Annotated in this window: 23 protein-coding genes; 12 read left to right on the top strand and 11 right to left on the bottom strand. The window is 65.8% G+C overall.

From position 1 onward, the window contains the following. Positions 1–35 precede the first annotated feature (35 nt). Positions 36–1658 carry a cobyric acid synthase gene (locus TX80_RS13630; RefSeq protein ID WP_049923672.1) on the top strand — a complete coding sequence of 541 codons (1623 nt, stop codon included), beginning with the start codon at positions 36–38 and terminating at the stop codon, positions 1656–1658. 54 nt (positions 1659–1712) lie between these two features. Here the strand turns inward: TX80_RS13630 and TX80_RS19815 are convergent, their stop codons facing one another. The 3 genes from TX80_RS19815 to TX80_RS13620 are packed head-to-tail and all read right to left on the bottom strand — an operon-like array spanning position 1713 to position 2495. Beyond that, positions 1713–1919: a hypothetical protein gene (locus tag TX80_RS19815; RefSeq protein ID WP_230198734.1), complete on the bottom strand. Its 207-nt coding sequence runs from the start codon at positions 1917–1919 to the stop codon at positions 1713–1715. Between the two features lie 21 nt (positions 1920–1940). Then, positions 1941–2063: a hypothetical protein gene (locus TX80_RS20020; protein ID WP_268258148.1), complete on the bottom strand. Its 123-nt coding sequence runs from the start codon at positions 2061–2063 to the stop codon at positions 1941–1943. Between the two features lie 42 nt (positions 2064–2105). Further along, on the bottom strand, positions 2106–2495 hold the full coding sequence (locus tag TX80_RS13620; RefSeq protein ID WP_049923670.1) for a ribbon-helix-helix domain-containing protein: 390 nt from the start codon (positions 2493–2495) through the stop codon (positions 2106–2108). Positions 2496–2767: 272 nt separating this feature from the next. Between TX80_RS13620 and TX80_RS13615 the strand changes: the two genes are divergently transcribed. Both TX80_RS13615 and TX80_RS13610 read left to right on the top strand, forming a co-directional pair. Beyond that, positions 2768–3019 (top strand): MTH865 family protein, encoded by a 252-nt coding sequence (locus TX80_RS13615; protein WP_049923669.1) that lies wholly within the window; start codon positions 2768–2770, stop codon positions 3017–3019. Between the two features lie 348 nt (positions 3020–3367). Then, entirely contained in the window at positions 3368–5434 is a 2067-nt protein-coding gene (locus TX80_RS13610) for a bacterio-opsin activator domain-containing protein (RefSeq protein WP_049923668.1), read from the top strand. 285 nt (positions 5435–5719) lie between these two features. Here the strand turns inward: TX80_RS13610 and hutH are convergent, their stop codons facing one another. Together hutH and TX80_RS20015 are read right to left on the bottom strand one after the other, a co-directional pair. Continuing rightward, positions 5720–7324 carry a histidine ammonia-lyase gene (gene hutH, locus TX80_RS13605; protein ID WP_049923667.1) on the bottom strand — a complete coding sequence of 535 codons (1605 nt, stop codon included), beginning with the start codon at positions 7322–7324 and terminating at the stop codon, positions 5720–5722. Beyond that, positions 7321–7443: a hypothetical protein gene (locus TX80_RS20015; RefSeq protein WP_268258147.1), complete on the bottom strand. Its 123-nt coding sequence runs from the start codon at positions 7441–7443 to the stop codon at positions 7321–7323. Before TX80_RS20015 ends, hutH begins: the two co-directional genes overlap by 4 nt. A 239-nt stretch (positions 7444–7682) precedes the next feature. Here TX80_RS20015 and TX80_RS13600 point away from each other — a divergent pair, with 239 nt between their 5' ends. Next, positions 7683–8051: a hypothetical protein gene (locus TX80_RS13600; protein ID WP_049923666.1), complete on the top strand. Its 369-nt coding sequence runs from the start codon at positions 7683–7685 to the stop codon at positions 8049–8051. A gap of 61 nt (positions 8052–8112) precedes the next feature. Then, on the top strand, positions 8113–8865 hold the full coding sequence (locus TX80_RS13595; RefSeq protein ID WP_049923665.1) for a peptidase M10A and M12B matrixin and adamalysin: 753 nt from the start codon (positions 8113–8115) through the stop codon (positions 8863–8865). A gap of 93 nt (positions 8866–8958) precedes the next feature. Here TX80_RS13595 and TX80_RS13590 read toward each other — a convergent pair whose 3' ends face one another. The 5 genes from TX80_RS13590 to TX80_RS13575 form a co-directional block, all read right to left on the bottom strand. After that, on the bottom strand, positions 8959–9318 hold the full coding sequence (locus TX80_RS13590; RefSeq protein ID WP_049923664.1) for a winged helix-turn-helix domain-containing protein: 360 nt from the start codon (positions 9316–9318) through the stop codon (positions 8959–8961). A gap of 131 nt (positions 9319–9449) precedes the next feature. Continuing rightward, positions 9450–10346: a trehalose-phosphatase gene (gene otsB, locus TX80_RS13585; protein WP_081661604.1), complete on the bottom strand. Its 897-nt coding sequence runs from the start codon at positions 10344–10346 to the stop codon at positions 9450–9452. Positions 10347–10362: 16 nt separating this feature from the next. Continuing rightward, positions 10363–12027 (bottom strand): alpha,alpha-trehalose-phosphate synthase (UDP-forming), encoded by a 1665-nt coding sequence (locus tag TX80_RS13580; RefSeq protein ID WP_049923663.1) that lies wholly within the window; start codon positions 12025–12027, stop codon positions 10363–10365. Between the two features lie 282 nt (positions 12028–12309). Then, on the bottom strand, positions 12310–12486 hold the full coding sequence (locus tag TX80_RS19050) for a hypothetical protein (RefSeq protein ID WP_154658650.1): 177 nt from the start codon (positions 12484–12486) through the stop codon (positions 12310–12312). A gap of 181 nt (positions 12487–12667) precedes the next feature. Continuing rightward, positions 12668–13771, bottom strand: coding sequence for an iron transporter (locus TX80_RS13575; RefSeq protein WP_049923662.1), 1104 nt, complete (start codon positions 13769–13771; stop codon positions 12668–12670). A gap of 107 nt (positions 13772–13878) precedes the next feature. Here TX80_RS13575 and TX80_RS13570 point away from each other — a divergent pair, with 107 nt between their 5' ends. The 6 genes from TX80_RS13570 (at position 13879) to TX80_RS13545 (ending at position 21021) form a co-directional block, all read left to right on the top strand. Further along, positions 13879–14658, top strand: a complete 780-nt coding sequence (locus TX80_RS13570; RefSeq protein ID WP_049923661.1) for an SCO family protein — start codon at positions 13879–13881, stop codon at positions 14656–14658. A 1-nt stretch (position 14659) separates the two neighbouring features. Continuing rightward, positions 14660–15223, top strand: coding sequence for a TlpA family protein disulfide reductase (locus TX80_RS13565; protein ID WP_049923660.1), 564 nt, complete (start codon positions 14660–14662; stop codon positions 15221–15223). Beyond that, positions 15220–15894, top strand: coding sequence for a cytochrome c biogenesis CcdA family protein (locus TX80_RS13560; RefSeq protein ID WP_049923659.1), 675 nt, complete (start codon positions 15220–15222; stop codon positions 15892–15894). The genes TX80_RS13565 and TX80_RS13560 overlap by 4 nt, the downstream gene beginning before the upstream one ends. Positions 15895–16014: 120 nt before the next feature. Further along, positions 16015–16437 (top strand): universal stress protein, encoded by a 423-nt coding sequence (locus TX80_RS13555; protein ID WP_049923658.1) that lies wholly within the window; start codon positions 16015–16017, stop codon positions 16435–16437. A 325-nt stretch (positions 16438–16762) separates the two neighbouring features. Then, complete coding sequence (locus TX80_RS13550; RefSeq protein WP_049923657.1) at positions 16763–20035, top strand: bacterio-opsin activator domain-containing protein; 3273 nt, start codon at positions 16763–16765, stop codon at positions 20033–20035. Positions 20036–20289: 254 nt separating this feature from the next. After that, positions 20290–21021 carry a helix-turn-helix domain-containing protein gene (locus TX80_RS13545; RefSeq protein WP_154658649.1) on the top strand — a complete coding sequence of 244 codons (732 nt, stop codon included), beginning with the start codon at positions 20290–20292 and terminating at the stop codon, positions 21019–21021. 92 nt (positions 21022–21113) lie between these two features. On the opposite strand, the gene TX80_RS13540 is transcribed toward TX80_RS13545, so the two are convergent. Then, entirely contained in the window at positions 21114–21299 is a 186-nt protein-coding gene (locus TX80_RS13540; protein ID WP_049923655.1) for a DUF5786 family protein, read from the bottom strand. A 938-nt stretch (positions 21300–22237) separates the two neighbouring features. Between TX80_RS13540 and glmS the strand changes: the two genes are divergently transcribed. Continuing rightward, a complete protein-coding gene (glmS, locus tag TX80_RS13530) occupies positions 22238–24052 on the top strand; it encodes a glutamine--fructose-6-phosphate transaminase (isomerizing) (RefSeq protein WP_049923653.1) in 1815 nt (604 codons plus the stop codon). Positions 24053–24421 lie beyond the last annotated feature (369 nt).

Genomic DNA, 24421 nt, shown 5'->3' with positions numbered 1-24421 from the left:
GATGGCACAGGCCTCAGAAGTCCCACCACGCACGAATGACCCGGACGCTCCTCGTCGCCGGAACCGCGAGCCACGTCGGCAAGTCGACCGTCGCGGCCGGCCTCTGTCGGCTGCTGGCCGATCGGGGCGTCTCCGTCGCCCCGTTCAAGGCACAGAACATGAGTAACAACGCCCGCGTCGTCGTCCGCCCCGGCGCGGCAGGCGACACCGGCGAGGATCGCGTCGACGATCAGGGACCTGACGACAGCTACTGGGGCGAGATCGGCGTCTCCCAGTTCGTGCAGGCTCGAGCGGCCCGGGCGACGCCGACGACCGACTGCAACCCGGTGTTGCTCAAACCCCGCGGCGACGGCGAGAGCCAACTGGTCGTGCAGGGACGGGCGCGCGAGCACGTTCCCGCGGGGACCTACTACGAGGAGTACTGGGACCGGGCGCGGGCCGCCGCCGAGGAGTCCTATCGACGGCTCGCGAGCGAGCACGACGTGATCGTCGCCGAAGGGGCGGGCAGCATCGGCGAGATCAACCTCCACGACCGGGATCTGGCGAACGTCGAGACGGCGCGGTTCGCCGACGCCGACGTGCTGTTGCTGGTCGATATCGAACGCGGCGGCGCGTTCGCCAGCCTCTATGGCACGATCGAACTCATGCCCGAGTCCGTTCGCGAGCGGGTCGTCGGGGCGGTCATCACCAAGTTCCGCGGGGACCGTTCGCTGCTCGAGCCGGGAATCGAGGAACTCGAGTCCCGGACCGGCGTGCCGATACTGGGCGTGCTCCCCTACGACGACCCCGGACTCCCGGAGGAGGACAGCGTCGGGCTTCCCGGTCCCGATGAGCGCGGCGTTCGGGGCGACGACGACGGCGTACCGGACGAACGACGCGTTCGAATCGCCGTGCCCCGACTCCAGCGGATCTCGAACGCAACCGATCTCGAGGCGCTGGCGGCCCAGCCCGGCGTTTCGGTGGTGTACGTCCCGGTCGACGAGGCCGCGGAAACGGCGGCCGCCGAGTTGCTCGCCGACGCCGACGCGGTCGTCCTCCCGGGGACGAAGAACACGGTCGACGACCTGCTCGCGCTCCGCGAGGCGGGCTACCGGGAAGCGCTGTCGGCGTTCGACGGCCCGATCGTCGGTCTCTGTGGCGGCTACCAGATGCTCGGCGAACGGATCACCAACGCGTCGCTCGAGGGGACCGGCGACGACGACGTGATCGAGGGGCTGGGCTTGCTTCCGGTCGAAACCGAGTTCGAGGGCGACAAACGGCTCGAGCGGACGTCCGTTCCGGTCGACGACGCCGCAAGCCCGCTGCTCGAGGGTGTGGCTGGCACCGCGTCGGGGTACGAGATCCACGCCGGCCGAACGCGGCCGGTGTCGGACGCGGACGTGAGCCGCCCGCTGGACGAGACAAGCGCCGCTCGTGGACCGGTGCTCGGAACCTATCTGCATGGCCTTTTCGACAACGAGAACGTTCGCGAGGCGTTTCTCGACCGCGTCGCAGCGTCCGCGGGCGTCGACCGCCCTGAACGGAAGACGCGCCCGGACACCGGGTCCGTGGAAACTCCGGACGGCGAACCCCGATCCGGTGATTCCCCGTACGATCGGGCGGCGTCGCTCGTTCGTGATCATGTTGCCCTCGAGGAACTCGGCGATCCCTTCGTGTGAGCGGGTCCGGAAATCGTCGGGGCGTCAGCTGTTCGGGACCGGCGATTTCGACCGTTAGCCCTCGGGATCCTCGCAGTACAGCGCCTGGTAGCCGCCGGCGAACGGGTGGCGATCCTCGTAACGCAGGGTCGTGTCGTTGCGGTCGCGGATCTCCGCCGCGAGTTCGTCGATCCGCTCACGGGAAGGGGCGTGGAACGCGAGGTAGTTCAAGCCTTTCGCGCCGATCGCCGTTCGATCGGCGGCTTCGGCTCGCGCGAGCACGACGTCGGTCGGCCCGTTAACTCACGAGCGGCCCTCGTCCCAGTCGTTCTTTCGGTCGGAACCGAGTGCGGTGAGCAACCAGTCCCAGAACCGGACGGCCGCCTCGAACGCCGCTGCGTACAACCCGACGTGATCGTCCGTCATCTCCGGGAAGAGGTTCGAGAAACCGAGCGACGAAGCCGATCGTTACCCCGGATCAGCCCGATAGGTTCCGAGCAGTTCCTCCAGAATGATACACTCCTGATCGGTCGGGTCGTAGTGGGTATCGATGAACCGTTCTGCGGCCTCGTAATCGCCCCGGAGGCCGTGTTTCCGAACCGTAATGACGGCATCGAGGAAGAAGGTGCCACCGTCGGTACCCAGCGCCTTCGCGTGGTCCTCCTCGCTGATGTCGAGTTCCGTTTTGATCTCGTCGAAGTTGAACGTCTTCACGTCGTGTTCGGGGTTGATGAGCGTGAGCACGTACTCCGCGGAGAACCGGTAAAATTCGGATTTGCTCTCGAACATACCGTCTTCGACGAGCGCGTCGATCTCCTCGACGACTTCGTCGGGGTACCTGACGGTATCTTTAGCCATGTGCTACAACTCCACACTCGTCATTAATTACTGTTTCGGAGATGTGTTCAGGGGCTTATGGATCCGGGCGATGAACCCGCATATCGCATCGCAAACCGACCCGTTGTCTCCGCTCGAGACGGGAACAGGACGTCCGCGTGGTCCGACTACGTGACGTCGTTTGTCGACCGAGGCGGCTCGTGACGACGGACAATCGGGGAGACTGTCTCCGTCCAGCCTGTGTCCCAACTACCTGCAAATTTATTATTTATCGCCTGCAAGTGAGGCGTGCAATGGCAGACGAAGCCGAGCTCCGCGAGCAGATGATCGACGCGTTCGAAGACGCCGACTACCCGGTCTCGAGCCCGATGGATCTCGTTCCGGCGCTCCCGAACGGACCCGGGACGACGTTCGAATCCGGCGACTTCTCGATGACCGCGATGGAACTGAACACGAAAACGTCCGGCGGCGACTTCCCCTACGACGACGTCGAAGCGTTCGTCGACGACATCATCGAGGAACTGAAAGAGGAAGGCGAACTGTAGGTCGACGCCGACGAGCCGAACCGGCCGGTTCCCGCACGGAGCCATCGAACAACGGTATTCTTCCACGTGCCAGCGACGATATCGGGGACCAGCGTGGGAAACCGGGACCGCCCCGGTCGTCGATTCCCTCCGGTCTCGTGGTCGTATCGTCCCGCGTCCGGACCATCCGTTCCCTCGACGGACAGAATCCGTAGTTGAGCGACAGTCGTTGACACCGATGCCCGAATGAGGCGTCACTATTCCCGTCGATGATCCTTTTTGACCACTAGGTTTTTATTCCGTAATCTGTTTTTAGGCAGAAAGGGCGAGACGTTTGATCGACAGCGGTTTCCGATTCACTAAGTTCCTATGGAGGGAGAAGACGGCAATGGGCTGCTGGTCCTCGTTACAGCGGTACAAGCGCGTGAGAGACGGCTCGCCGAGCGGCTTCGGTCGAACACCGGCTTCGAGGTCCGTCCGGTACGGCCGACGAGGCTCGAGGCGGAACTGACAGCGCTCACTCGCGAGCGTGCTACGGATCGGTCCGGTTCCGAACCGCCGGATGACGGCGAGTCGACGCCACGAGTTCGGCGGCCGAACGGCGTCGTCTTCGAACTCGAGCAGCCGGCCGTCCTCCGCGATCTCCTCGAGTGTGTCCACGAGGTGTCGCCGGAGCTTCCAACCGTCGTGACGCCGCCGGACGGAAGCGAGTCCCTCGCGGCGGCTGCGGTTCGCGGCGACGCGACCGAGTACGTCCCGTCGGAAAGCGACGGGGCCGTCGACCGGATCGCGTCGACGATCCGTTCGGTAGACCGAAACGGACGGCCGTACCGCGAGTACCACCGGATTCTCGCAAACGAGCTTCCGGACGAGGCGTTTCTCATCAGCGAAGACGGAACCTATCTGGAGGCGAAAGTCCGCCACGATTCCGCGGACCTGTATACGACGTCGGCCGACGAGCTGACCGGCCACCGGATCGATGACGCGTTTCCCGACGACGTCGCGGCGACGCTTCAGGAGTGTATCGATCGGGCGATACGGACGGGCGAGATCCAGACTATCGAATACGGGGCACAGACGACCAAGGGACAGCGACGGTACGAGGCGCGGGTCGTTCCGGTCGATCGACGGATCGACGGCCAACGAGCCGTCGTCTGGCTGGCGCGGGACATTACCGAGCGGGCCAAACGCGAACGCGAACTCCGGGTTCGTCAGGCGCAACTCGAGACGCTCAACAGGATCAACGCCGTCGTTCGGCAGGTGATCGAAACCCTCGTCGAGGCACCGACCCGGGACGCGATCGAACGGGATGTCTGTGCGGAACTGGTCGACTCGGAGCTGTACTGTGGATCCTGGATCGCCGAACAGACCGGCGACGGCGATCTGACGTACCGAACCGGCGCGGGCGAAGCCGAGACGTATCTCGAGCGCGTCCACGAAATCGACGTCGATCACGAGCGCCCGATTCAGCGGGCCGCCCGGACGGGGACGATTCAGACGGCAAACCGGATCCTCGAGACCGAACCGCTCCCGGAGCCGTTACAGGAGGCCGCGCGCGAGGACGACGTCAGGGCTGCGATGGCGGTCCCGATCGCCTACGAGGACGCAACCTACGGCGTACTTACGGTTCTGGCCGGACGCGAGGACGCGTTCAGCGACAGCGAACAGGAAGGGTTCGACCTCCTCGGCGAGACGATGGGGTTCTCGATTATGGCCGTCAAAAACCGGCAGTTGCTGTTTGCCGATACCGTCGTCGAACTCGAGTTTCGGATCGACGGCGGCGAGACGTTCTCGTTCGATCTCTCCGAGGAGTACGACTGCACCTGTTCGCTCGAGTGGGCCGGCACCACCGTCAACGGGCGGCACTTCCAGTACGTGACGATCGAAGGGGTCGACGGCGAAACGGTGCTCACGAAGGCCACGGACCACGAATCGATCGAGGAGTGTCGGCTCATCCACGACGGGACGGATCGCTGTACGGTCGAGATGCGACTCCACGAGTCGGGGGTCCGCACCCTCGCGAACCACGGTGCGACGATCAGGGACGTGACCGTCGAAAGCGGCATCGGCACCTGTCTCGTCGAGGTCCCACAGGACAGCAACATCAGGGAGATCGCGGAGGCGCTATCGAGCGTCTACGAACGGACGGAACTGACGGCCCGACGCGAAGTCGACCGGCCGGTCCACACCGCGGCCGAACGACGCAACCGCATCCTCGACGAACTCACCGAGCGGCAGCTCACGACGCTGCGGCTGGCCTACTACGGCGGGTTCTTCGACTGGCCCCGCGAAAGCACCGGCGAGGAGATCGCCGACGCGATGGACGTCTCGCCGCCCACGATGCACCAGCATCTCCGAAAGGGTCTCAAGGCGGTTCTCTCCGAATTCTTCGAACGCGACAGCGGAACCAGCGGGACCGGTGGTCCCCTCGAGTGACCAGCTGCCGAGGGCGGGAGCGTGCTATCCCGCGCGTGGGGGTCACGATACGAGAACGGACGGCGGCCTAATGGTTTAGTCCACAACCTTGTAGCCCGGCCGGCCCTAGTCATCGATGCCGGACAGCCAGAAACGGCGGTTCCGGTGCGAGGGGACGGTAGGTGGTGGTTTTGGTTTCGAACGGATTCCTCGCACCGACCGGCCTTCGCCCGAGTGAAGGCACCCGTTGCTACGGACTCGAGACTGATAACGTTACCCGGTTTTTCGGCCCCCTGTCCGCGGGGGTTACTGTGTCTCCTCCTCGATCGCTCGCGTAACGGCGTCGTCGAGGAGACCGTCCTCGAGGAGTTCCACGACGCCCTCGACGTCGCGGTGGACCGGCCGGTCGCCGGACAGCGGCGGGACGACCTCGCGGATCAGGTCGTAGACCGCTGTCGTCCCGACGCCGAGCGAGAGGGTGTCGTCCGTCTCGAACGCCGTTTGGACGTACTCCGCCGCCTGAGCCCCACAGACGAGTTCGGCGGCGACGATCCACGTCGCGTTCTCGATGGCGGTGCGGGTGTTGAGTGCGGCCTGTGAACTCATGCTGACGTGGTCCTCCTGCCCGCCGCTGACGGGCGTATTATCCGTCGACGCGGCCCCGAGCGACCGGAGTTCGTTGACGAGCGAGGCCGCCGTGTACTGGGCGATCATGTAGCCCGACTCGACGCCGCTGTCGGCCGCGAGAAACGGCGGGAGATGTGGTTCCTGCAGGTTCGGGTTCAGCAGGCGATCCATCCGCCGCTCCGCGATCGCCGCGAGGTCGACCAGCGCGAGCCGGGCGTACTCGAGTCGGAGCGCAAGCGGTGCGCCGTGGAAGTTGCCGCCCGAGAGAACCGCCGCGCGGTCGGTTCCGGACGCCCGGTCGTCGACGCGATCGGCGGCGAAGACGAGGGGGTTGTCGGTCGCGCTGTTGAGTTCGGTCTCGACGGCGTCCCTGAGGTGGTCGAACGCGTCCCGAACGGCACCGTGAACCTGCGGGAGACACCGCAGCGAGTACGCGTCCTGCACGCGATCGCAGTTCCGATGGGCCTCGACGATCTCGCTGTCCGCCGTGAGTCGGCGGATCGCCCGCGCACTCGCTAGCTGTCCATCGTGTGGGCGTACCTCGTGGAGCGCGGGATCGGACGTCGCCGTCGTCGCGAGCGTCGTTTCGGTCGTCAACGCTCCCGCCGCGTCGGCCGCACGGACGAGTCGCTCGCCGTCGACGACGGCGAGCGCGGCCAGTCCGACCGTCAACTGCGTCCCGTTGATGAGCGCGAGCCCTTCCTTCGGCGCAAGCGAGAGGGGTTCGAGGCCGATTTCCGCGAGGGCTTTGTCGCCCGATAGCCGCCGCGGGGACGATTCGCCGTCACCGTCGACGAGCGCCTCGCCCTCGCCGAGGAGAACGAGCGACATGTGTGCAAGCGGGGCCAGATCGCCGCTCGCGCCGAGGCTCCCACGGGACTTGACGACCGGGTGGACGCCCTCGTTGCACAGTCGGACGAGGGCGTCGACGACGGTCTCGCGGATTCCGGAGTACCCCTTCACGAGGGCGTTGATCCGGGCGACCATCATGGCCCGGACCTCCTCGCGGTCGAGTTCCCGTCCCGCGCCGGCCGCGTGGCTCCGGATCAGGTTGACCTGCAATCGTTCGAGCTCCGACGGCGGGATGCGTTCGTCGACCAGTTCGCCGAAGCCGGTGTTGAGCCCGTAGACCGGGTCCCCGCTGTCGACGACGTCCTCGACGCGCTGGCGTGACTCCCGGACCCGCTCTCGAGCGGCGTCGGCGATTTCGATGCGAGCGTCGTTCCGGGCGACGGCGACGACGTCTTCGGGGGAGAGCGTTTCACCGTCGAGGACGACCGTCATCGGGGGTCACCCCCGAGCGGACCGTCGCGAGCGAGCGCTCCGTCGTCGATCGTCGTGGACAGGCGGTTGTCCGCGGTGGGTTCGTCACCGACACACGGACGGGTCTGAATGAACGGCATGCTTCTGACATGGCAGTTGGGCGTGAAATCCGTTGCGACCGCGACCGGCGACGGCACAGCCGCTGCCGGAGTTCGAAACCCACCCACCATCACGGCGCGTGCCGCGTCGCTGAGACCGCGTCTGGTTCTCGGTCCCTCTTCACGAAAGTCGAACAGTCACGATATCATAAAAGTCATCCATGTAAACCCAAGCGTCGATAGCCGGACCGCGGTTGGACTCGAGTGGGAATGGAAGGGACGTGCGTACGGACGAGACCGTTCGGCGGTCGACCGTCGGTGGTGGAACGGCCGTGATCGCGGATCTCCCGGTCAGTACCGTGTTCGAAGGCTCCAACGGTCGATACTACACCGATTGTCAGGTCGAGCGGAACCTCCGAGTCGGGTCCTGGCGGCCGTGTATTCGCCAGTTCGATCCCGATCGAAGACTGGTCGAAATCGACGGTGGAAGCCTGCTGATGCTCACTCCGATCGACCCGGATGACCTCCCGGACTGGATCGAGATTCGCGTTACCGGAACCACTGCTCGCGTCGTCGATACGCGACGGCGATTTCCGACGGCCGAACGCGACGTGACGACCGACTCCGATCGATCGGACCGGACGCAGTGATGTCCCGCTCGCGTCGTTTCCCGTGTTGGGGACGAACTGCGTTTCGGACTCGGTCCCGGCTATGAGGCGGCGCGTCTTTCTCGGCTCGATCGGGTCGGCCGTCTCGCTGGGAACGCTCGCGTACGCGACGCGAACCGTCGACGAACTCGAGGTTCGAGTCTGGTTTTCCGAACGGGCGAACCAGTACGAAACGGCTCGCACGCGAGTACGCGAGTATCTCGGCGAATGTCTCGATCTCGAGTTCTGGTCGCTCGATCTCTCGATCGAGGGGAGCGTTCCGGTGTCGACCGAGGACGGTGCACGCGTGACGAGCCGCGGCGAGTGGCCAGCTATCGTCGCATCGGGCGCGATCGGTGCCGGTGACCTCGAGCCGGCAGCCGACGTCAATCTCCTCGTCACGGACGGCCAGATGCAGCGTGCCCCGACCGGGTACGGCGTGCCACACGTCGCGTCGGTCGGCGGTGCCGGACACATCGAGTCGCTGGAACCGGTGGACGAACTCGTGTCCCGGTCGGCCACCGACCGGCCGATCGTCCCGCTGACGAGCGCGACGCGATCGATGCAGGTTCTGCTTCACGAGGTCGGTCACGCGCTCGGGTTACGTCACGATCACGGCGTCGCGTTCCGGACGGGTGATGCGGTCGTCGCGACGCCAATGGTGAGCACCTACGCGTTTTCCACGGCCGTCGGCCCCGAGCGGTCGCGGTGTGGGACGGCCGCTGTCGATCCGGCACGGCTGGAACGAAAACTCAGCTTCGACTTCTCGGCGTGTGCCCGCCGCGAACTCGCGACGTACGGTACCGATCGTGACTGACGAACGGAAAACGCCGTCGCTCCCTGATTCGGAATCGGAACGGGTTGACGTCCGACTGTGAGGCGGACGGCCCCGGAAAACGGAACCGAGCCGTTACTCCTCGTCGGCGTCGTTCTCGTCGTTCTCGCCACGGACGAAACTCGCCTGTGCCTCCCCGTCCTGTTCGATGTCGCCAGCGCGTGGCCCTTCGATGAGCGCCTCGAAGTCGTCGACCTCGTCGTACTGCTCGCGGTAGACCAGCGCCGCCTTGCCCATCGACGTGATCTCGTACAGTCCAGATCGCTCCGCGGGGCCGATCTTCCTGACGAGCCCGTAGTCCTCGAGTACCGGCAGCCTGGTGTTGATGTTCTTTCGACTCTTGCCCGTGTGGGCGGCGAGGTTCGTTGCGACGTTTCGGCCTTCTTCCTCGAGCGCCTCGAGGATCAGGAAATCAGTTGGCTGACGCAGCTTCACTCTCGTTCACTCTCGTCTCTCTGTATATTTCCAGTGGTAACTAATACTTTCGACTCGAGCCGGGTTGACTCTATTGGCGATTTCCATTGGTGCCTGAGCGGTGACGGAACGAGAGAGACATCGGCGACGCCTTACTCACCCTCCGGCTCCGATCGATCCGCGGCGAAGGGACGATCGAAGCGATCGGGATCGATCGGGGCCGCGTTCCCGTCCGCCTCCCCGAGGAGTTCGACGCCGGTGGTGCCGAGCCATTCCAGAAACGTCGCGACCGCCTCGGGCGACTGGACGCGACACGAGGCTGCAGACGGCTCGGCGTCGCCGACGAGAACACCGATCCCATCGGGTTCGATCGCTCGAAACGCCGACTCGTCCGTCACGTCGTCGCCGACGTAGATCGTGACCGAATCCGACGGCTGTGCCGATTCGAGCACCTCGACTGCGTCGCCTTTCCCCCAGCGGATCGCCGGTTCGATCTCGAGGATCCGTTTTCCAGTCGAGAGTTCGAGATCGTCGCCGCCGAACCGCTCGACGACTGCGCGTGTGAGCCGCCGGACGACGGGTCGTGCGGCGGGTGGAACGGTCCTGAAATGAACCGTCCCGGTCAGTCGCTTGTTTTCGATCCGGGCGTTCGGGACGGGATCGAGGACGGTCTCGAGCACCGCACAGACGCGCTCGATTTGAATCGCACGCGTGCGGGCGTCCGGATGGACCTCGACCGAGCCGTTGTGAGCGAGCTCGAGGCCGTGATTGCCGGCGTAAACCGACGGCCCGTCGATGCGATCGCGGACGTCGGCCAGCGCGCGGCCGCTGACGATCGCCGTCGATACTTTCGGTTCGTTCGCGAGGGTCACAAGCGCCGCTTCGGCCTCCCGAAGCGGTACCGCGTCGTCCGGTTGGTCGACGATCGGCGCGAGAGTGCCGTCGAAATCGAGACAGCACAGCAGCCGCGAGGCGTCGGCGAACCGTTCGCGGATGCGGGGCAGTTCCTCCCGGAGCGGCCGTGGTGGTGAATCGGAATCGTCCGTCATCGGAGTCGAATCGATACTACACCGACGGGGTCGGTTCCCGGGAATCGGGATCGGTGTCCGTGTCCGGATCGGTCTCGTTCGGGACGTCGTCGTGGACGCGCCGCAACCAGTCGAACTGTTCGGCCATCCACGACTCGATGTCCCCATCGAACACTCTGTTTCGAAGGGTGTTCAGTCGTCGCTTCCGTTCTCGAGGCGGCATCGACAGCGCCGCTTCGATCCGGTCGGCAAAGCGGTCGGTCTCGGTCGGATCGACCGTCAGCGCGTGAGTGCCGAGCCGTTCGTACACGCCGGCGCGGTCGCTCAACACCACCGTTCCGTCGCCGTCGACGCTTGCGGCCACGTACTCCTGGGCGACGAGGTTCATGCCGTCGATCAGCGGACTGACGATCAGTACGTCCGCACGCCGGTACAGCGCACAGAGGTCCGCCGTGGGAATGTACTCCTCCGTGTAAACGATCGGCTGCCAGCCGTCGGTCCCGAACCGGCGGTTGATCCGTTCGACCTCGCTGCGAACGAGTTCGCCGTGACGTTCGTACGCCGGAATGTCCGTCCGCGACGGCGTTGCCTTCTGGAGGAACGTGAACTCGCCGTGCCACGCCGGATTGCGCTCGAGAAACCGCTCGAGCGCCGCCAACCGCTCGGGGATCCCCTTCGTGTAATCGAGCCGATCGACACCCAGCCCGATCACGTTCTCGTTCGGAACGTCGTGCTCCTCGAGCAAGGCGGCCAGCCGGTCCGGATCGGCCGCGCGGGCGTTCCGGGCGTACGACTCAGCGTCGACGCCCATCGGCGTCGCGACGACGTGGGTCGTCGCCCCGTCGTAGTGGACGACCCCGCTTGCCCTGTCGACGGTCGCGCCGGGGAGGTACTGCTCGACGCAGTCGAAGAAGTTCGCCACGTACCGGTCGACGTGGAACCCGAACAGGTCGTTCCCGAGAACCCCCTCGAGAAGCCGTCTGCCCGCGGGACAGTGCTGGTAGGTCGTCGGCGTCGGCCACGGAACGTGCCAGAACTGGGCGACGGTCGCCGACCGCGGGATCGACTCCCGGATCATCCGCGGCGCGAGCCCGAAGTGATAATCCTGCAGCCAGACGATCGAATCGGCGCTCGCGTGCTCGGAGACGGCCTCGGCGAACCGCTCGTTGACCGTCCGGTACCACTCGAAGTCGTTCGATCGGTGTTCGACGAGTGCCGGGAATCCGTGACAGAGCGGCCAGAGAACGCGATTGCTGAAGCCGTAGTAGTAGGAGTCGACCGCTTCGTCGGAGAGGTCGATCCGACGGAGCGTGTACGCGTTCTCGCCGGGCGGAACGGCCACACAGTTGCGCTCGTCCGTCACGTCGAAGTCGGCGTCCCCGTCGCCCCACGCGATCCATGTGCCGTTGGTCTGTTGGACGACGGGGTCGAGACCGGCCGTCAACCCGCCGGTCGGCTCGTCGACCGTGATGGACCGTCCGACGGCCCCGCTCGAACCCGGAGCGCTCGACGCGTGCCCGACGGTATCGTCCGCGTCGTCGTACTCGTGGCGGTACGGCTGCCGGTTCGAAACGACGATCAGGGAGCCGGGACAGGTCGGTCGCTCGGCTCCGGCGTCGTCGGTCGGTCGTCCGTATCCGTCGGCTCGTAACCGTCGGTTAGACGGCAGTCCCGACGCCGAACGCACATCAGTAAATCGCATTCGCTGAAATACCACAGCGCCGCCACGGGTTGCTTCGTGGCCTGCATCCGCAAGGGATCCAATACTGCCGTGCTGTGGCCGCCACACCGGCGGCTCGTCGGTTGTGACACCGAAGGCCCGTCGAGTCGGGCGAGGACTCGAGCCGACCCACTCCTCGTGTTCTCGAGTTGGGATGCGGAGCTGAAGCGTTTGCGGGGCCCTCGATGCGGCGGTCCGCGACGTGCGCCCGTCCGCACCGGTCACGAACAATGGGAAACGACGCCCTACGAGGGGGCGGGCGCGTCAGTAGTAATAGAGTTCGAGTTCGTGGCCGCAGTTGTGACAGACGGTGTCCCGTCCCTGAAGCCGATTCGAGTCGCGGTCGCTGGCGATACCGGGTCCGGGCGGGACGGTCGCGGTTACGATCGCGTTACATTCCGGACAACCAACGTCCATATTCGCGCGGTCCGAGCGAGACATAGGCCACGCTATTCGACGCCGCCCGATAGTTATCCCAGTCGTACCGGGGCCTCCCGCGCCGGGTTTCGATCGTTCGGGCTCTCGTACGGAGCCGTTTACGTCGGCAAACCGTCACAGCGCGGTTCGCGGCTCCGGTCGGCAACACCGGTTCTCGATTGCGGGTCCGGATCCAAAGGTCGAGTTACCGGACCGTAACGGTGACGTCCTCGAACTCGAGAAACGCCGTCTCGTAGCCGTCGTGGCGCGACACCTGCGGTGGGGAGTCGACCGCGATCGTGAGCTCGTCGCCGTCCCGGAGGTCGTCGATCCCGGTCCCGTAGTGGTGGCCGAGTTCGTGATCGACGGTTTCCGTGAGCGACGACTCGTGGACGACCGCCCCGTCGCGTTCGACCGTCACGTGAAGGGTCGCAAACGGGAGAACGATATCGTTGTACGGCGTGCGGACGGGAACCGCCAGATACGATTCGGCGTCGGTGAGCCGACTCGCCTCGTCGTCGAGCCGAAGCGCCGAAACCGCCGCGTCGCCGCTGCGTTCGGTCCCGATGTGGGTCCCGGGGAGGTCCGCGATCGGACGCCCCTGTGCGGTGGGCGGATGGTCGCCGCCGGAGCCGTGATCGCCGCCTCCGTGACCGTGGTCCATCAGCGGCAGTGCGTCCCGCTCACCCCGCCGATCCTCGTCGACGAGATCGAAGTCGAGGTCGTGGACGTCGGATCGGACGAACTCGAAATCGATCTCGAGGGTGGTCGCGGCGTCGAGTCGACCCTCGAGCGCGCCGGTGCGTTCGGCGTCGACCGGGCCGACCCGGATGCGGGCCGTGTACTCGCCTTCGCCGGGGAGGCTGACGTTGTCGCCGTAGTGAAACCCCATCCGCTGGGAGATCATCGGCCACGGCCGACCGACGTCGGTCGCGCGGTCGCCGTCCCGGAACAGCTCGAGGGAGACGTCGACGGGCAACACGGTCGCCGTCTCGACGTCCCAGACGGTCAGCATCAGATGGAGGCTGTCGTCGGGGGTGACGTCGACCTGACTGTCCTCGCCGGCTAGCACCCAAAACCGGTGTGGAATGGTGTACGTGAGCGCGACCCCGTACTCGCCGTCGGTCGCGGTCCCGTACATCGCCATCTCCTCGGTGCCGGCGGGGAGGTAGACGGCGTCGGGTCGCCCGTCGACGATCGGCGGGTTCGCCCACGCCGATTCCTCGGTAAAGCCCAATCGCTCGAGACAGCCGGCGACGCCGACGACGCCGGCCACAGCGGTTCCGCGGAGAACGCCCCGACGGTTCATTGACTCGATGTTTGCGGGCGATCGAAAAACCCCTGTTGGTTCGCGGATCGATCGGATTCGGGAACCGAACCAGTGAACCTTTGCCCGCGCTCGCCTAGGAGTCGACTATGGAACGACGGACGTATCTCGGATCGCTTGGCGCGGCGGGGGTCGCCGGGATGGCAGGCTGTCTGGGGAGTTTTGGTATCGGCGAGGGTAACGAAGGCGACGAAGACGACCAGGACGGCAGTTCGAACGAGCACAGCGATAATTTCGGCGACGGACAGACGGTCCTCGAACCGCCATCGACGCGGCGCGGGGATCCCTCGTATCCGATTCACGGCGAGGAGTTTCCGGCCTTCTCGCTGCCGGATCCGCTCTCCGGGGAGACGGTTTCGCGCGATGATTTCGTCGGCGAGCGGCCGTTTCTGATGACGTACTTCTTTACCTCGTGTCCCGACGGGGTCTGTCCCGCCCTGCTGTTGCGGCTTCGGCGGGTTCAGGAGGACGCCGCCGAACGCGGCTACGCGGACGACATCGCACTGCTCGCGATGACGTTCGATCCCGAACGCGATACGCCGGACGCCCTCGAGGAGTACGCCGCGCAACAGGGCGTCGACCTCGAGGCGGGCAACTGGCATTTCCTGCGCCCGGAATCGTACGAGGGGGGCAAAGAGACCCTCGAGGAGGACTTCGGGATGCGGATCGAGAAAATCGAGGAGGACGGCGGCGACGAACACGACGGCGATCACGATCACGGCGAGTACACGTTCCAACACATCAGCCTGATTATGCTCGTCAACGAGCACGGGGTCGTCGAGCGAGCGTACCCGTGGGCGACCACCTCGGAGAAAGGCGCGGACATGGAACAGATCGTCGAAGAAACGAGGACGGTCGCACAGGAGTAATATGCACCGACGAGAGGCCCTCGCCGCGATCGCAAGCGCGGGCGTCGTCGCCGGCGGCGGCGCGGTCGCAGCCTACGGTGGGCCGTCGATCCGGGAGGTTCTCGACGAGGACGGCGACGACGGCAGGCAGTACGAACCGCTCGAGATCGAGACGGTCGCTGCGCCGGGGAGCGAAGCCGGGACCGTCCTCGTCCCGCCGCCCGGGGAGCCGATGCTCGTTGATTTCTTCGCGACGTGGTGTGAGCCCTGTATCGAGCAGATGGATTCGCTCGGACAAGCCCACGACCGCATCGGCGACGAGGTGCGCTTTCTCTCGGTGACCAACGAGGCGGTCGGTCGGTCGATCACCGAAGCGGAACTCGTCGAGTGGTGGGCGGAACACGACGGCAACTGGCTGCTCGGCCTCGATCCGACCGTCAAACTCGCCGAGCGGCACCTCGGAACCAGCTATCCCGCGGCCGTCGCGTTCGACGCCGACGGACGGGTCCAGTGGGCCGACTCCGGCGTCAAGACCGCCGACGAACTCGTCGCCGGAATCGAGCAAGCCCTCGAGTCCGACACATGAGTCTCGCGACCGTCCTTTCGCTGCTCGCGTTTCCGGTGGCCGCCGGGATTTCAACGTTCTTCTCGCCGTGTGCGTTCCCGTTGTTGCCGGGCTACGTCGGATACTACGCGAGCCGGACCGACGGCGAAACGCCCTCGCTTGCGGGTGCGGTTACCCGCGGGATCGTCGCCGGACTCGGCGTTCTCGGAACGTTCGTCGTCCTCTTCGGGGCGACGTACTGGATCGGCCACTCGACGCTGTCGAACGTGACGCTGTTCGAACCGATCGTCGGCGTGTTGTTGGTCGCCTTCGGGGCGCTCGTCGTCGTCGATCGGGCACCCACGCTGTCGATCCCGCTCCCGAAACGACGGACGAGCGTCCTCGGGTTCGCCGTCTTCGGCGTCGGCTACGCGCTCGCCGCGGCGGGCTGTGTCGCGTGGGTCTTCATCTCCGTGGCGACGTATTCGCTCACGCTGTCGCTTGCGGAGGCGGCACTCGTCGTCGGAGCGTACGTCGGCACCATCACGCTCCTTATGGTCTCGCTGACCGTCGCGACGGGGATGGGGCTGGTCGCAAGCGGCGGCTGGATCGCCGCACACACAAAGACCCTCGAGCGGATCGCGGGAGTCGTGATGATCGCCGCCGGGATCGGACAGTTGTACCTCTCGATCGTGATCCTCGACGTGCTCTGACAGCCGCTTGCCCCCGAGTCTCCCGCTTTCGCCATCGAGAGCCGACGCGCGGACTCGAGTAGCCCCGGCAACGGCAGGTCCGGAACGTATCCCGCCATCGGACGAACGGCTACTCGAACGATGTACCAGGACGTACTGCTCGCAACGGACGGGAGCGAGGGGGCCAGACAGGCGACCGAACACGCGATCGCGCTCGCGAGCCGCCTCGGGGCCGACCTGCACGTCCTGTCGGTCTCCGAGGAGGGACCTCACAGCACGGAGAAACGGGACAAAATGCGCGCCGATGCGGAAGACGAGGCCGTCCAGGCGGTCGAAGCGGCCGAACGGGCGGCGATCGACGAGGGACTCGAGGTCACCACGACGGTCCGTCAGGGCGTTCCACAGGAGGAGATCGTCGACTTCGCCGATGTAAACGCGATGGACCTGATCGTCGTCGGAACGATGGGCCGAACCGGGCTCGATCACCTCGTCGTCGGCAGCGTCGCCGAAGCGGTCATCCGGAACGCACCGGCACCGGTCGTCGCGGTCCGTGAGCAGACCTAACGCCCGGTGTGGAACCGACCGATAGACAGCGGCTCGATACGGGACCGACGCGCGTAGCCAGCGACGCGTCGACACCGCGGTTCGGCCCGGGACCGCCATGCTCGGTCGAGTCCATACCGACCGCTGCCGGTCGAACCCGTAATTCGGTACTACTCGCGGATACGGGATCGATAATTAACCCGCCGGGATCGGAACCGAGGACTATCGTGGCCGTTCGCTCCGGTTTCGCGCCGACCGTCCCGACCCGTCCGCGAGCGGACGACGAGCCACGGCGGGGGTCGGGCCGCGGGCGGACGAAACCCCGATCCGAAGGGGTGATCGACCCGTGAGCGGTGAACCCGCGACGGCCGTCGGGGACGTCCGTCGCGTGCTTGTCGTCGGCGACTCGGGAGCGATCGAGACGACAGCCGAGGCACTCGCCGCCGCCTTCGATCCCGCGTCGCTGTTGCGCGAGTCGACCGTTTCGGACGCGCTCGAGCGACTCGAGGACTCGACGGTCAACTGCGTCGTCTGTGAGTTTCCAGCCGGATCGAACGGGACCGCGCTCGAGACCCTCGCCGACCGAACCGCAGTTCCCATCGTGGCCGTCGTCGACGACTCGGAGATCGACCGTGCGCTCGAGGCCGGCGCGACCGACGTTATCACGCCGGCCGACACGCGATCGGTCGTCGTTGCCCGGGTCGGAAACGCGGCCCAGCGGTATCGGCTCACCGCTGCCGGCCCGGACCGTCGCTATCGGTCGATCCTCGAGACCGCCGACGCGGTCGTCTGGGTCGTCGATCCGGACGGCGAGATAACGTACGCGAGCCCGGCTATCGAGTCCCGGCTGGGGTACACGCCGGACGAACTCGAGCATACGGGCGCAACGGAGGTGGTCCATCCCGAGGACCGCGAGCCGTTCCGCGAAACGCTCGACGACGTCTCGACGGCTCCGCTCGGCGCGAGCGAGCGCGTCGAACTCCGGATCGGCACCGCGAACGGAACGTGGCGAACGGCAACCCTGACCTTCGGCAACCGACTCGACGACCCGCTCGTGAACGGGATCGTCGTCACCGTTTCCGTTCCCGGAACCGGGGCCGGCGATACCGGAGTCGCCTCCCCGGAAGAGGGGGAGACGGTACGAGCGGCACTCGATCGCCTCTCGGATCCGTTTTTCGCGCTCGGTCCCGACTGGGAACTCCAGTATTCGAACCCGGCCGCGCGACGGCTCTTCGACGGGGAGCCGGTTCCGGGAACCGTGATCTGGGAGCTTCTCGACGGGACGATCCGCGAACCGTTCGCCGAACGCCTTCGCGAGGCCAGAGCGACGGAATCGATCGTCCGGTTCGAAACGCCGCTGCCGACGGCTGACGGCCGACTCGAGGTGACGGTCTCCCCCGACGGCGACGGGGTTTCGGTGTCCGTCCGGGAACACCCCGCCGACGCAGCGACTGGGACCGACCGCGAGGTCGTCCGGGAGCGTGACCGTCTCGCCCTTCTCGAGTCGACGGTGGACGCACTCGATGACGGGGTTGCGGTTCTCGAGGGAGAGACGATCCGGCTGGCGAACGCGCGCCTGTTCGAACTCGCCGACGACGAGGGACTCGTCGGCACCGACCTCGATGCGCTGTTCGACGACGACCTCGCGGCGACGGTTCGCGAGCGGCTGCAGTCGCCGGTCGTCAGGTGGATGGACCCGATACGGGGGACGCTCGAGACGCCGACCGGGGACCGACCGGTCGAGGTGTTCGTGACGCCGCTGCCGGAAGCCGACCGAACCCTCTGTGTGGTCCGAGACGGGCAACAGTCGGCGACTGCCGTGCTGTCGACGGTCCGCCGAACGATCGGAACGCTCCGGGAGGCCGAAACCCGCTCCGAAATCCGACAGTCGGTCGTCGACGGCGTCCTCGCCTGTACGGACGCCGCGTTCGTCGGCTGGTACCTTCTCGAGGACGATCGGCTCACGCCCGCAGCGGTCGCAACGCCCGACGCGGCGTCGCCGATCGAGCCGCCGCCGATCGAGGACGATGGTACCCCCGCTCCGATCGCCGTACTCCGCGAGACCGACGAGGCGACGGTCTACGATCGGGCGGCGCTCGAGCCGTTGCTCGCACGCTCGGGGCTTCGCGCCGAGCGCGTGCTCGCCGTTCCCGTCGACGATCACGGCATCGTGCTCGCGACGAGCACCGAGCCGATGGCCTTCGAGACGCTCGAAACCGGCGGCCCCGGAGGGGCAGCTCCAGTCGAGACGATGATCGCTGCGGGTTCGATCGCGCTCGATCGCCTCGAGCGCCACGCGCTCGTCCGGACGTGCCGCGAAGAACGGTCCCGGATCGAATCGTCGCTTCGCCGCTGGGAACGCCTCCGGGAGATCGAGCGAACGCTTCTCGAGGCCGAGACGCGGGACGACGTCGAGCGCCGCCTCTGTGAGGCGATCGTCTCGCTCGATCCCGGCGTGACGGCGGGGTCCGCGACCGGCGACATCGAACTGGCGTGGCTCGGCCACGTCGCTGCGGGAAGCGAAACGGTCACGCCACGGACCTGGGCCGGGCGGGACGGGGACTTCCTCGAGTCGACGACCGCCCCGCTGGCCGCAGACGCCGACGAACCGACGGGACGAGCGGCCGCCCGACGGGAGCCGGCGATCGTCGAGGACCTCGAGACCCTCGGGGAGGGTCCCGCAGGCGCGTTCGGCGACCCACCCGAAGGTTCGGACGACGACGGTACCGGCGCATGGCGACGACAGGCCCTCGAGCGTGGCTTTCGGTCGGTGCTGAGCGTCCCGATCGAGCACGACGAGTTCCTCTACGGAACGCTCACCGTGTACGCGGACCGACCGTCGGCGTTCGATTCGGACGCCCGTCTCGCGCTCGAACACCTCGCGGCGATCGCCGGCTACGTCATCGAATCGATCGAACGGAAACGCGCGTTGCTCTCGGACAGCGTTACCGAACTCGAGATCGTCCTCCGGGACGAGTCCGAGCCGCTGTCGACGGTCGCGCGTCGCCTCGCACAGCGTCTCGACGTGCGGACGGTGGTTCCGCGGTCGTCGGGCGGCTCGACGGTGTACTGTACGGTACCGAAAGTCGACGAGGACGCGTTCCGGAACGCGATCGATACGACTGCTGCAGTCGAGACCGTTCGGTTCGTCGGCAACGGGAGGGACGGCTCCCCCGTCGAACTCGTCCTCGACGAGTCGACCATCGCGGAGACGATCGCCGCCCACGGGGGCGTCTTGCGAACGGTCAGACCGGTCGACGATCGAACCCGGATCGTCCTCGAACTGCCGAGTACCGTCGACGTACGGTCGTTCGTCCGGATGCTCGAGCGAACCCATCCGGGGACGGAACTGATCGCTCGCCGCGAGCGCGACCGGTCCACCCGCCCACCCCGCGCGTTCGACGCCGAACTCCGCGACCGGTTGTCCGAGCGCCAGTGGCGAACGCTCGAGACGGCCTACTACGGCGGGTTCTTCGAGTGGCCTCGAGAGAGCACCGGAGAGGAAGTCGCCGAGTCGCTCGGCGTCTCACAGCCGACGTTCAGCCGCCACCTTCGGATCGCCCAGCGGAAACTGTTCGAGCTACTGTTCGACGAACGACCCGGCGAGGATCGGGCATGAGCTAAAAGCGCCGTGGTAGTCGGCTATTACTCCGATCGATCCCTCCCTATCGCGTCGTTACTCGTATCAGGTATCGGGTAAATCGGGGTTGCTTTCGGCGATAACGTACTGGACGAACGACGGATGAATCAATATTGATGCCGGGCAGTTGATCGGTTCCGTGTATAGCGTCTACGATCATGTATTCGCGGTCGAATCTGGCATGCAATGCGTGTGTCCCCGGTAACGAGATATTATCGTAGTCATCCATCCGGATGGCGGATGGCCCTGTGAGCATCGACGTCACGGATGGCGACGCCGACGCCGAGAGCGAGACACGACGAACTACCCTCCGATCGCAGGCCGACGGCGGCATCGTCGCCCAGTTGCGCCTCGACCACTCCGATCTCGTCTTGCGCCCGACCCTCCGTCGCGCACTCGACGTGACCGTCGAACCGGAGTATCGGACGACCCTCGAGACCGGCCGTACCCTCCTGTTCGTCACCGCCTACGGCTCCGAGTTCGACGGCTTCGAGTCCGCCCTCGAGATGGACCCGACCATCGAGGATCCGGTGCTCGTCGATCGCTATCCGGATCGCCGCGTCTACCGGGTCGCGCTCACGGATCGTGCACGTACCATGACTGCGATGACCGCCGACGCCGGCGGTCGACTGCTCGAGATGACGAGTTCGCGCGACGGCTGGCTCCTGCAGCTTCGGTTTCCGAGCCGCGACGCCCTCGTGGAGTTCAACGAACGCTGTCGGGACCGCGGCATGTCGGTCGCGGTCGAACACCTCCGCGTCTCCGACGACGAGGACGACGGCGTCGTGGCCCTCACCGAGAAACAGCAGGAACTGCTCGCGGTCGCACACGAGGAGGGCTACTTCGACGTTCCTCGGGGCATCTCCCAGGACGAACTCGCCGATCGACTCGGCGTCTCCAAATCGGCGATCTCACAGCGCCTTCGTCGGGCGATCGCGGAGCTCTGCGAGTCGTCGCTCGCCTGAGAGAGACGGGACCCGTCGTCGCCGTACTGCGTGAAAAAGCGGGGCGTGCCTCGAGCCCGCTGAACGGGATCGTCTCGAGTGGCGGCTGTCCGTCAGTTCTCGGATGCGTCGTCTTTCATCGCATCGAGCTGTGAGACGAGTTCGTCGGTCGAAGCATCGGACTCGAACGACATCTCCCCCTCGTGGTCGTTCTCGTGGACGTTGACGGCTTCGACGTTCTCGTCGTCGTCGTCGGTCTGTTGCTGTTGCTCGGATTCGTCGTAGCTACCAAAACCCATACGTCTACTGGACCAGCGACCGCCAAAGGTGTGCCGGTTCGATTCGTCTCCGGGACCGCTTCACACGTCAGTCAGCGTCAAAACTGCAGGACGGCGGACCGGTGTCGCCCGATTACGACGCGAGAGCGGCGACGGACGAGTCGGTGTGATCGCAGACATCCGAGACGGGTTCGTACCCGTCGCCCACCGGCTTCGGTTCGCCGGAGCGGACTTTCCCTCGGTTTCAAACGGCTACACACCGGGAAACGACCGATAGAACACAAAACATCGTATTGTGATCAGTATCGCTCCGGGTCCGGAGCGTACCGAAAGCGCCGTCGCGGATCGAACGGCTATCCGCCCGCGTTCCGACCGTTGCCGCGCGGATAGCCGTCCCGTTCCGTGGCCCGACCGGGTCCGAACTGCGAGATAATATCATACTATTTATGGTTCGTTGCGCCGATACTTCGGGAGCGACTGTTTTCCCTACTTACCGGCCGTTCATCGATCGATAGGGACTCGTTCCGGACAGTCGCTCCGACCGAGGGGTCGCTGTTCGATTGGCATACGTCGTTTCGACCGTTCATTCCGGTCACTTCGAGCCGATCACTGGCATATAACTGACCGACCGTAAGGAAAACGTACCAGAATCGATGACTGTTTCGGTGCTTTTCGCACATCGGTTTCGGATCGTCAGCCGTGAATTACCCCGCAACTACCGGTTCCAGTAGCCTATCTATAGTAATGGGTTCGGATTGCCTGTGATCGTAACATGTCCGTGCACCATCTCACGTCTCGACGGAGCTTCACGGGCGAGCGATCAGCGGCGACGCCGACGCGCTCGTCGCGGACGGCTCCCACCGTCCGCAACGGGAGGGGACTGTGTTCGACGACCGCTATCGAGGGACCGATCCGGGTGTCGACCACGACCCGACGGCCGAGCGACGGGTGATCTATCGATGTGTGGGATAATCGGTCACGTCGGTACCGGAAACGCACTCGAGACGCTGCTTACAGGCCTCGAAAACCTCGAGTATCGCGGCTACGACTCGGCTGGAGTCGCCGTTCAGAACGGCTCCGGAATCGCCGTCCAGAAGCGGTCCGGCAAGGTCGAAGAGTTAAAAGAGTCGATCAGAGACGCCCATCTCGAGGGCTGTGTCGGCATCGGTCACACTCGCTGGAGTACCCACGGCCCGCCGACGGATACGAACGCCCACCCGCATACGGACGAGACCACAGACGTCGCGGTCGTCCACAACGGGATCATCGAAAACTACGCCGAACTCAGGGAGTGGCTGTGCACGCGCGGCCACGAGTTCACGAGCGACACCGACACCGAGGTCATTCCGCATCTCATCCAGTACTACCTCGACGAAGGCAGCGAGAGCGAAGCCGCCTTTCGCCGCGCGATCGACGAGCTCGAGGGGAGTTACGCCGTCACGGCGATGATCTCCGGGGAACACGTCCTCTATGCTGCTCGAAAGGGGTCCCCGCTGGTCGTCGGCGTCGAGGACGACGAGTTCTTCCTCGCCAGCGACGTCCCCGCGTTCCTCGAGTACACCGACAGCGTCGTCTATCTCGAGGACGGCGACGTCGTCATCGTCGACGACGGCGGCGTCGAATTCACCGACCTCGAGGGCAACCCCGTCACACGCGACCCCGAAACGGTCGACTGGGACCCCGAACAGGCGGGAAAGGGCGGGTACGACCACTTCATGCTCAAGGAAATCCACGAACAGCCGACGTCGCTCGCACAGGCCGTCGAGGGGCGAATCGATCCGGAAAACGGCCGGATCGCCCTCGAGAACTTCGAGTCGGGGACGTTCGAGGGAGTCGAGAGCGTCCAGCTCGTCGCCTGTGGCACATCCTATCACGCAGCACTGTACGGCTCGCTCGCGCTCAATCAGGCCGGTATTCGGTCGAAAGCGCTGCTGGCCAACGAGTACAGCGTTTCCGCGCCGCCGGTCGACGACGACACGCTGGTCGTCGCGGTCACCCAAAGCGGTGAGACGGCCGATACGTTGAACGCGCTTCGCCGGGCCGCGCGGGCGGGCGCACGGACGCTTACCGTTACGAACGTCGTCGGCTCGACCGCCGCTCGAGAGGCCGACGACGCGCTCTTCATCCGTGCCGGTCCCGAGATCGGCGTCGCCGCTACCAAGACGTTTTCCTCGCAGGTCGTCATGCTCACGCTCCTCGCCCAGCGGATCGCCGACGACTGTCTGGGAGCGCCGCCGGCCGATCTCGAGATGCTGCTCCCGGAACTGGCCCGACTGCCCGGGACGATCGAGACCGTCCTCGAGCAATCCGACGCGGCGGCCGTCGCCAGCCGGTTTCAGGAGTGTCAATCCTACTTCTTCATCGGCCGCGGGCTCGGCTACCCGGTGGCGCTCGAAGGGGCGCTGAAGTTCAAAGAGATCACTTACGAACACGCGGAAGGGTTCGCATCGGGAGAACTCAAGCACGGCCCGCTCGCGCTCGTTACGCCCGAGACGCCGGTCTTTGCGATCTTTACCGGTCAGGAGGACGAGAAGACGCTGAAAAACGCCGAGGAGGCACAGACTCGCGGTGCGCCGGTGGTTGCGGTCTGTCCCGACGACCACCGCGCGGTCGATATCGCGGACGCCCACCTGAAAATTCCGGAAACAGACGCCGATATCTCGGGGCTGCTCGCGAACGTCCAGTTGCAGCTGGTGTCCTACCACGCGGCCGACCTCCTCGATCGGCCGATCGACAAACCGCGAAACCTCGCGAAAAGCGTCACCGTCGAGTAAGCCGTTCGGGCGTCGCTGCCGAAGCTAGCGCTTCGAACTGTTGGTCGATTCGAGTACGAGTCGTCGATGCCGCAGGACCGGAGACCACCCCCGTAGTCTCGAGTCCACACGACGTCGAGGTGCGTGACTCGCACTCGAATACGTCGGAATCCGGAGGGAACGGTACTCCAACAACAACGTGATACCGATCGACACCCTCCACTTTGTCTAGGTGTTCTTCAACACATAAATACTACACCTGATAGCTACGGGTCCGACTGATGCGGTTCGAAAGTCGTGGTTTCGAACGGACTCGACGACGTTACCGATCGCGGTCGACGGTTTCGCCGGGGCGGGTGGTGGCACCGGTCGAGAGGGTGACGCCGGGGG

Origin of the sequence: Halopiger djelfimassiliensis (assembly GCF_000455365.1) — an archaeon.
Classification (GTDB): domain Archaea; phylum Halobacteriota; class Halobacteria; order Halobacteriales; family Natrialbaceae; genus Halopiger_B; species Halopiger_B djelfimassiliensis.
Note: the sequence above shows the minus strand (reverse complement) of the source record. Positions and strands in the feature narration are given on the sequence as shown.

Coding starts and splice junctions, on each gene's coding strand:
- TX80_RS13630 (WP_049923672.1), top strand. CDS start 36: ATGACCCGGACGCTCCTCGTCGCCGGAACCGCGAGCCACGTCGGCAAG.
- TX80_RS20020 (WP_268258148.1), bottom strand. CDS start 2,063: ATGACGGACGATCACGTCGGGTTGTACGCAGCGGCGTTCGAGGCGGCC.
- TX80_RS13620 (WP_049923670.1), bottom strand. CDS start 2,495: ATGGCTAAAGATACCGTCAGGTACCCCGACGAAGTCGTCGAGGAGATC.
- TX80_RS13615 (WP_049923669.1), top strand. CDS start 2,768: ATGGCAGACGAAGCCGAGCTCCGCGAGCAGATGATCGACGCGTTCGAA.
- TX80_RS13610 (WP_049923668.1), top strand. CDS start 3,368: ATGGAGGGAGAAGACGGCAATGGGCTGCTGGTCCTCGTTACAGCGGTA.
- hutH (WP_049923667.1), bottom strand. CDS start 7,324: ATGACGGTCGTCCTCGACGGTGAAACGCTCTCCCCCGAAGACGTCGTC.
- TX80_RS20015 (WP_268258147.1), bottom strand. CDS start 7,443: ATGCCGTTCATTCAGACCCGTCCGTGTGTCGGTGACGAACCCACCGCG.
- TX80_RS13595 (WP_049923665.1), top strand. CDS start 8,113: ATGAGGCGGCGCGTCTTTCTCGGCTCGATCGGGTCGGCCGTCTCGCTG.
- otsB (WP_081661604.1), bottom strand. CDS start 10,346: ATGACGGACGATTCCGATTCACCACCACGGCCGCTCCGGGAGGAACTG.
- TX80_RS13580 (WP_049923663.1), bottom strand. CDS start 12,027: ATGCGATTTACTGATGTGCGTTCGGCGTCGGGACTGCCGTCTAACCGA.
- TX80_RS19050 (WP_154658650.1), bottom strand. CDS start 12,486: ATGTCTCGCTCGGACCGCGCGAATATGGACGTTGGTTGTCCGGAATGT.
- TX80_RS13575 (WP_049923662.1), bottom strand. CDS start 13,771: ATGAACCGTCGGGGCGTTCTCCGCGGAACCGCTGTGGCCGGCGTCGTC.
- TX80_RS13570 (WP_049923661.1), top strand. CDS start 13,879: ATGGAACGACGGACGTATCTCGGATCGCTTGGCGCGGCGGGGGTCGCC.
- TX80_RS13565 (WP_049923660.1), top strand. CDS start 14,660: ATGCACCGACGAGAGGCCCTCGCCGCGATCGCAAGCGCGGGCGTCGTC.
- TX80_RS13560 (WP_049923659.1), top strand. CDS start 15,220: ATGAGTCTCGCGACCGTCCTTTCGCTGCTCGCGTTTCCGGTGGCCGCC.
- TX80_RS13555 (WP_049923658.1), top strand. CDS start 16,015: ATGTACCAGGACGTACTGCTCGCAACGGACGGGAGCGAGGGGGCCAGA.
- TX80_RS13545 (WP_154658649.1), top strand. CDS start 20,290: ATGGCGGATGGCCCTGTGAGCATCGACGTCACGGATGGCGACGCCGAC.
- TX80_RS13540 (WP_049923655.1), bottom strand. CDS start 21,299: ATGGGTTTTGGTAGCTACGACGAATCCGAGCAACAGCAACAGACCGAC.
- glmS (WP_049923653.1), top strand. CDS start 22,238: ATGTGTGGGATAATCGGTCACGTCGGTACCGGAAACGCACTCGAGACG.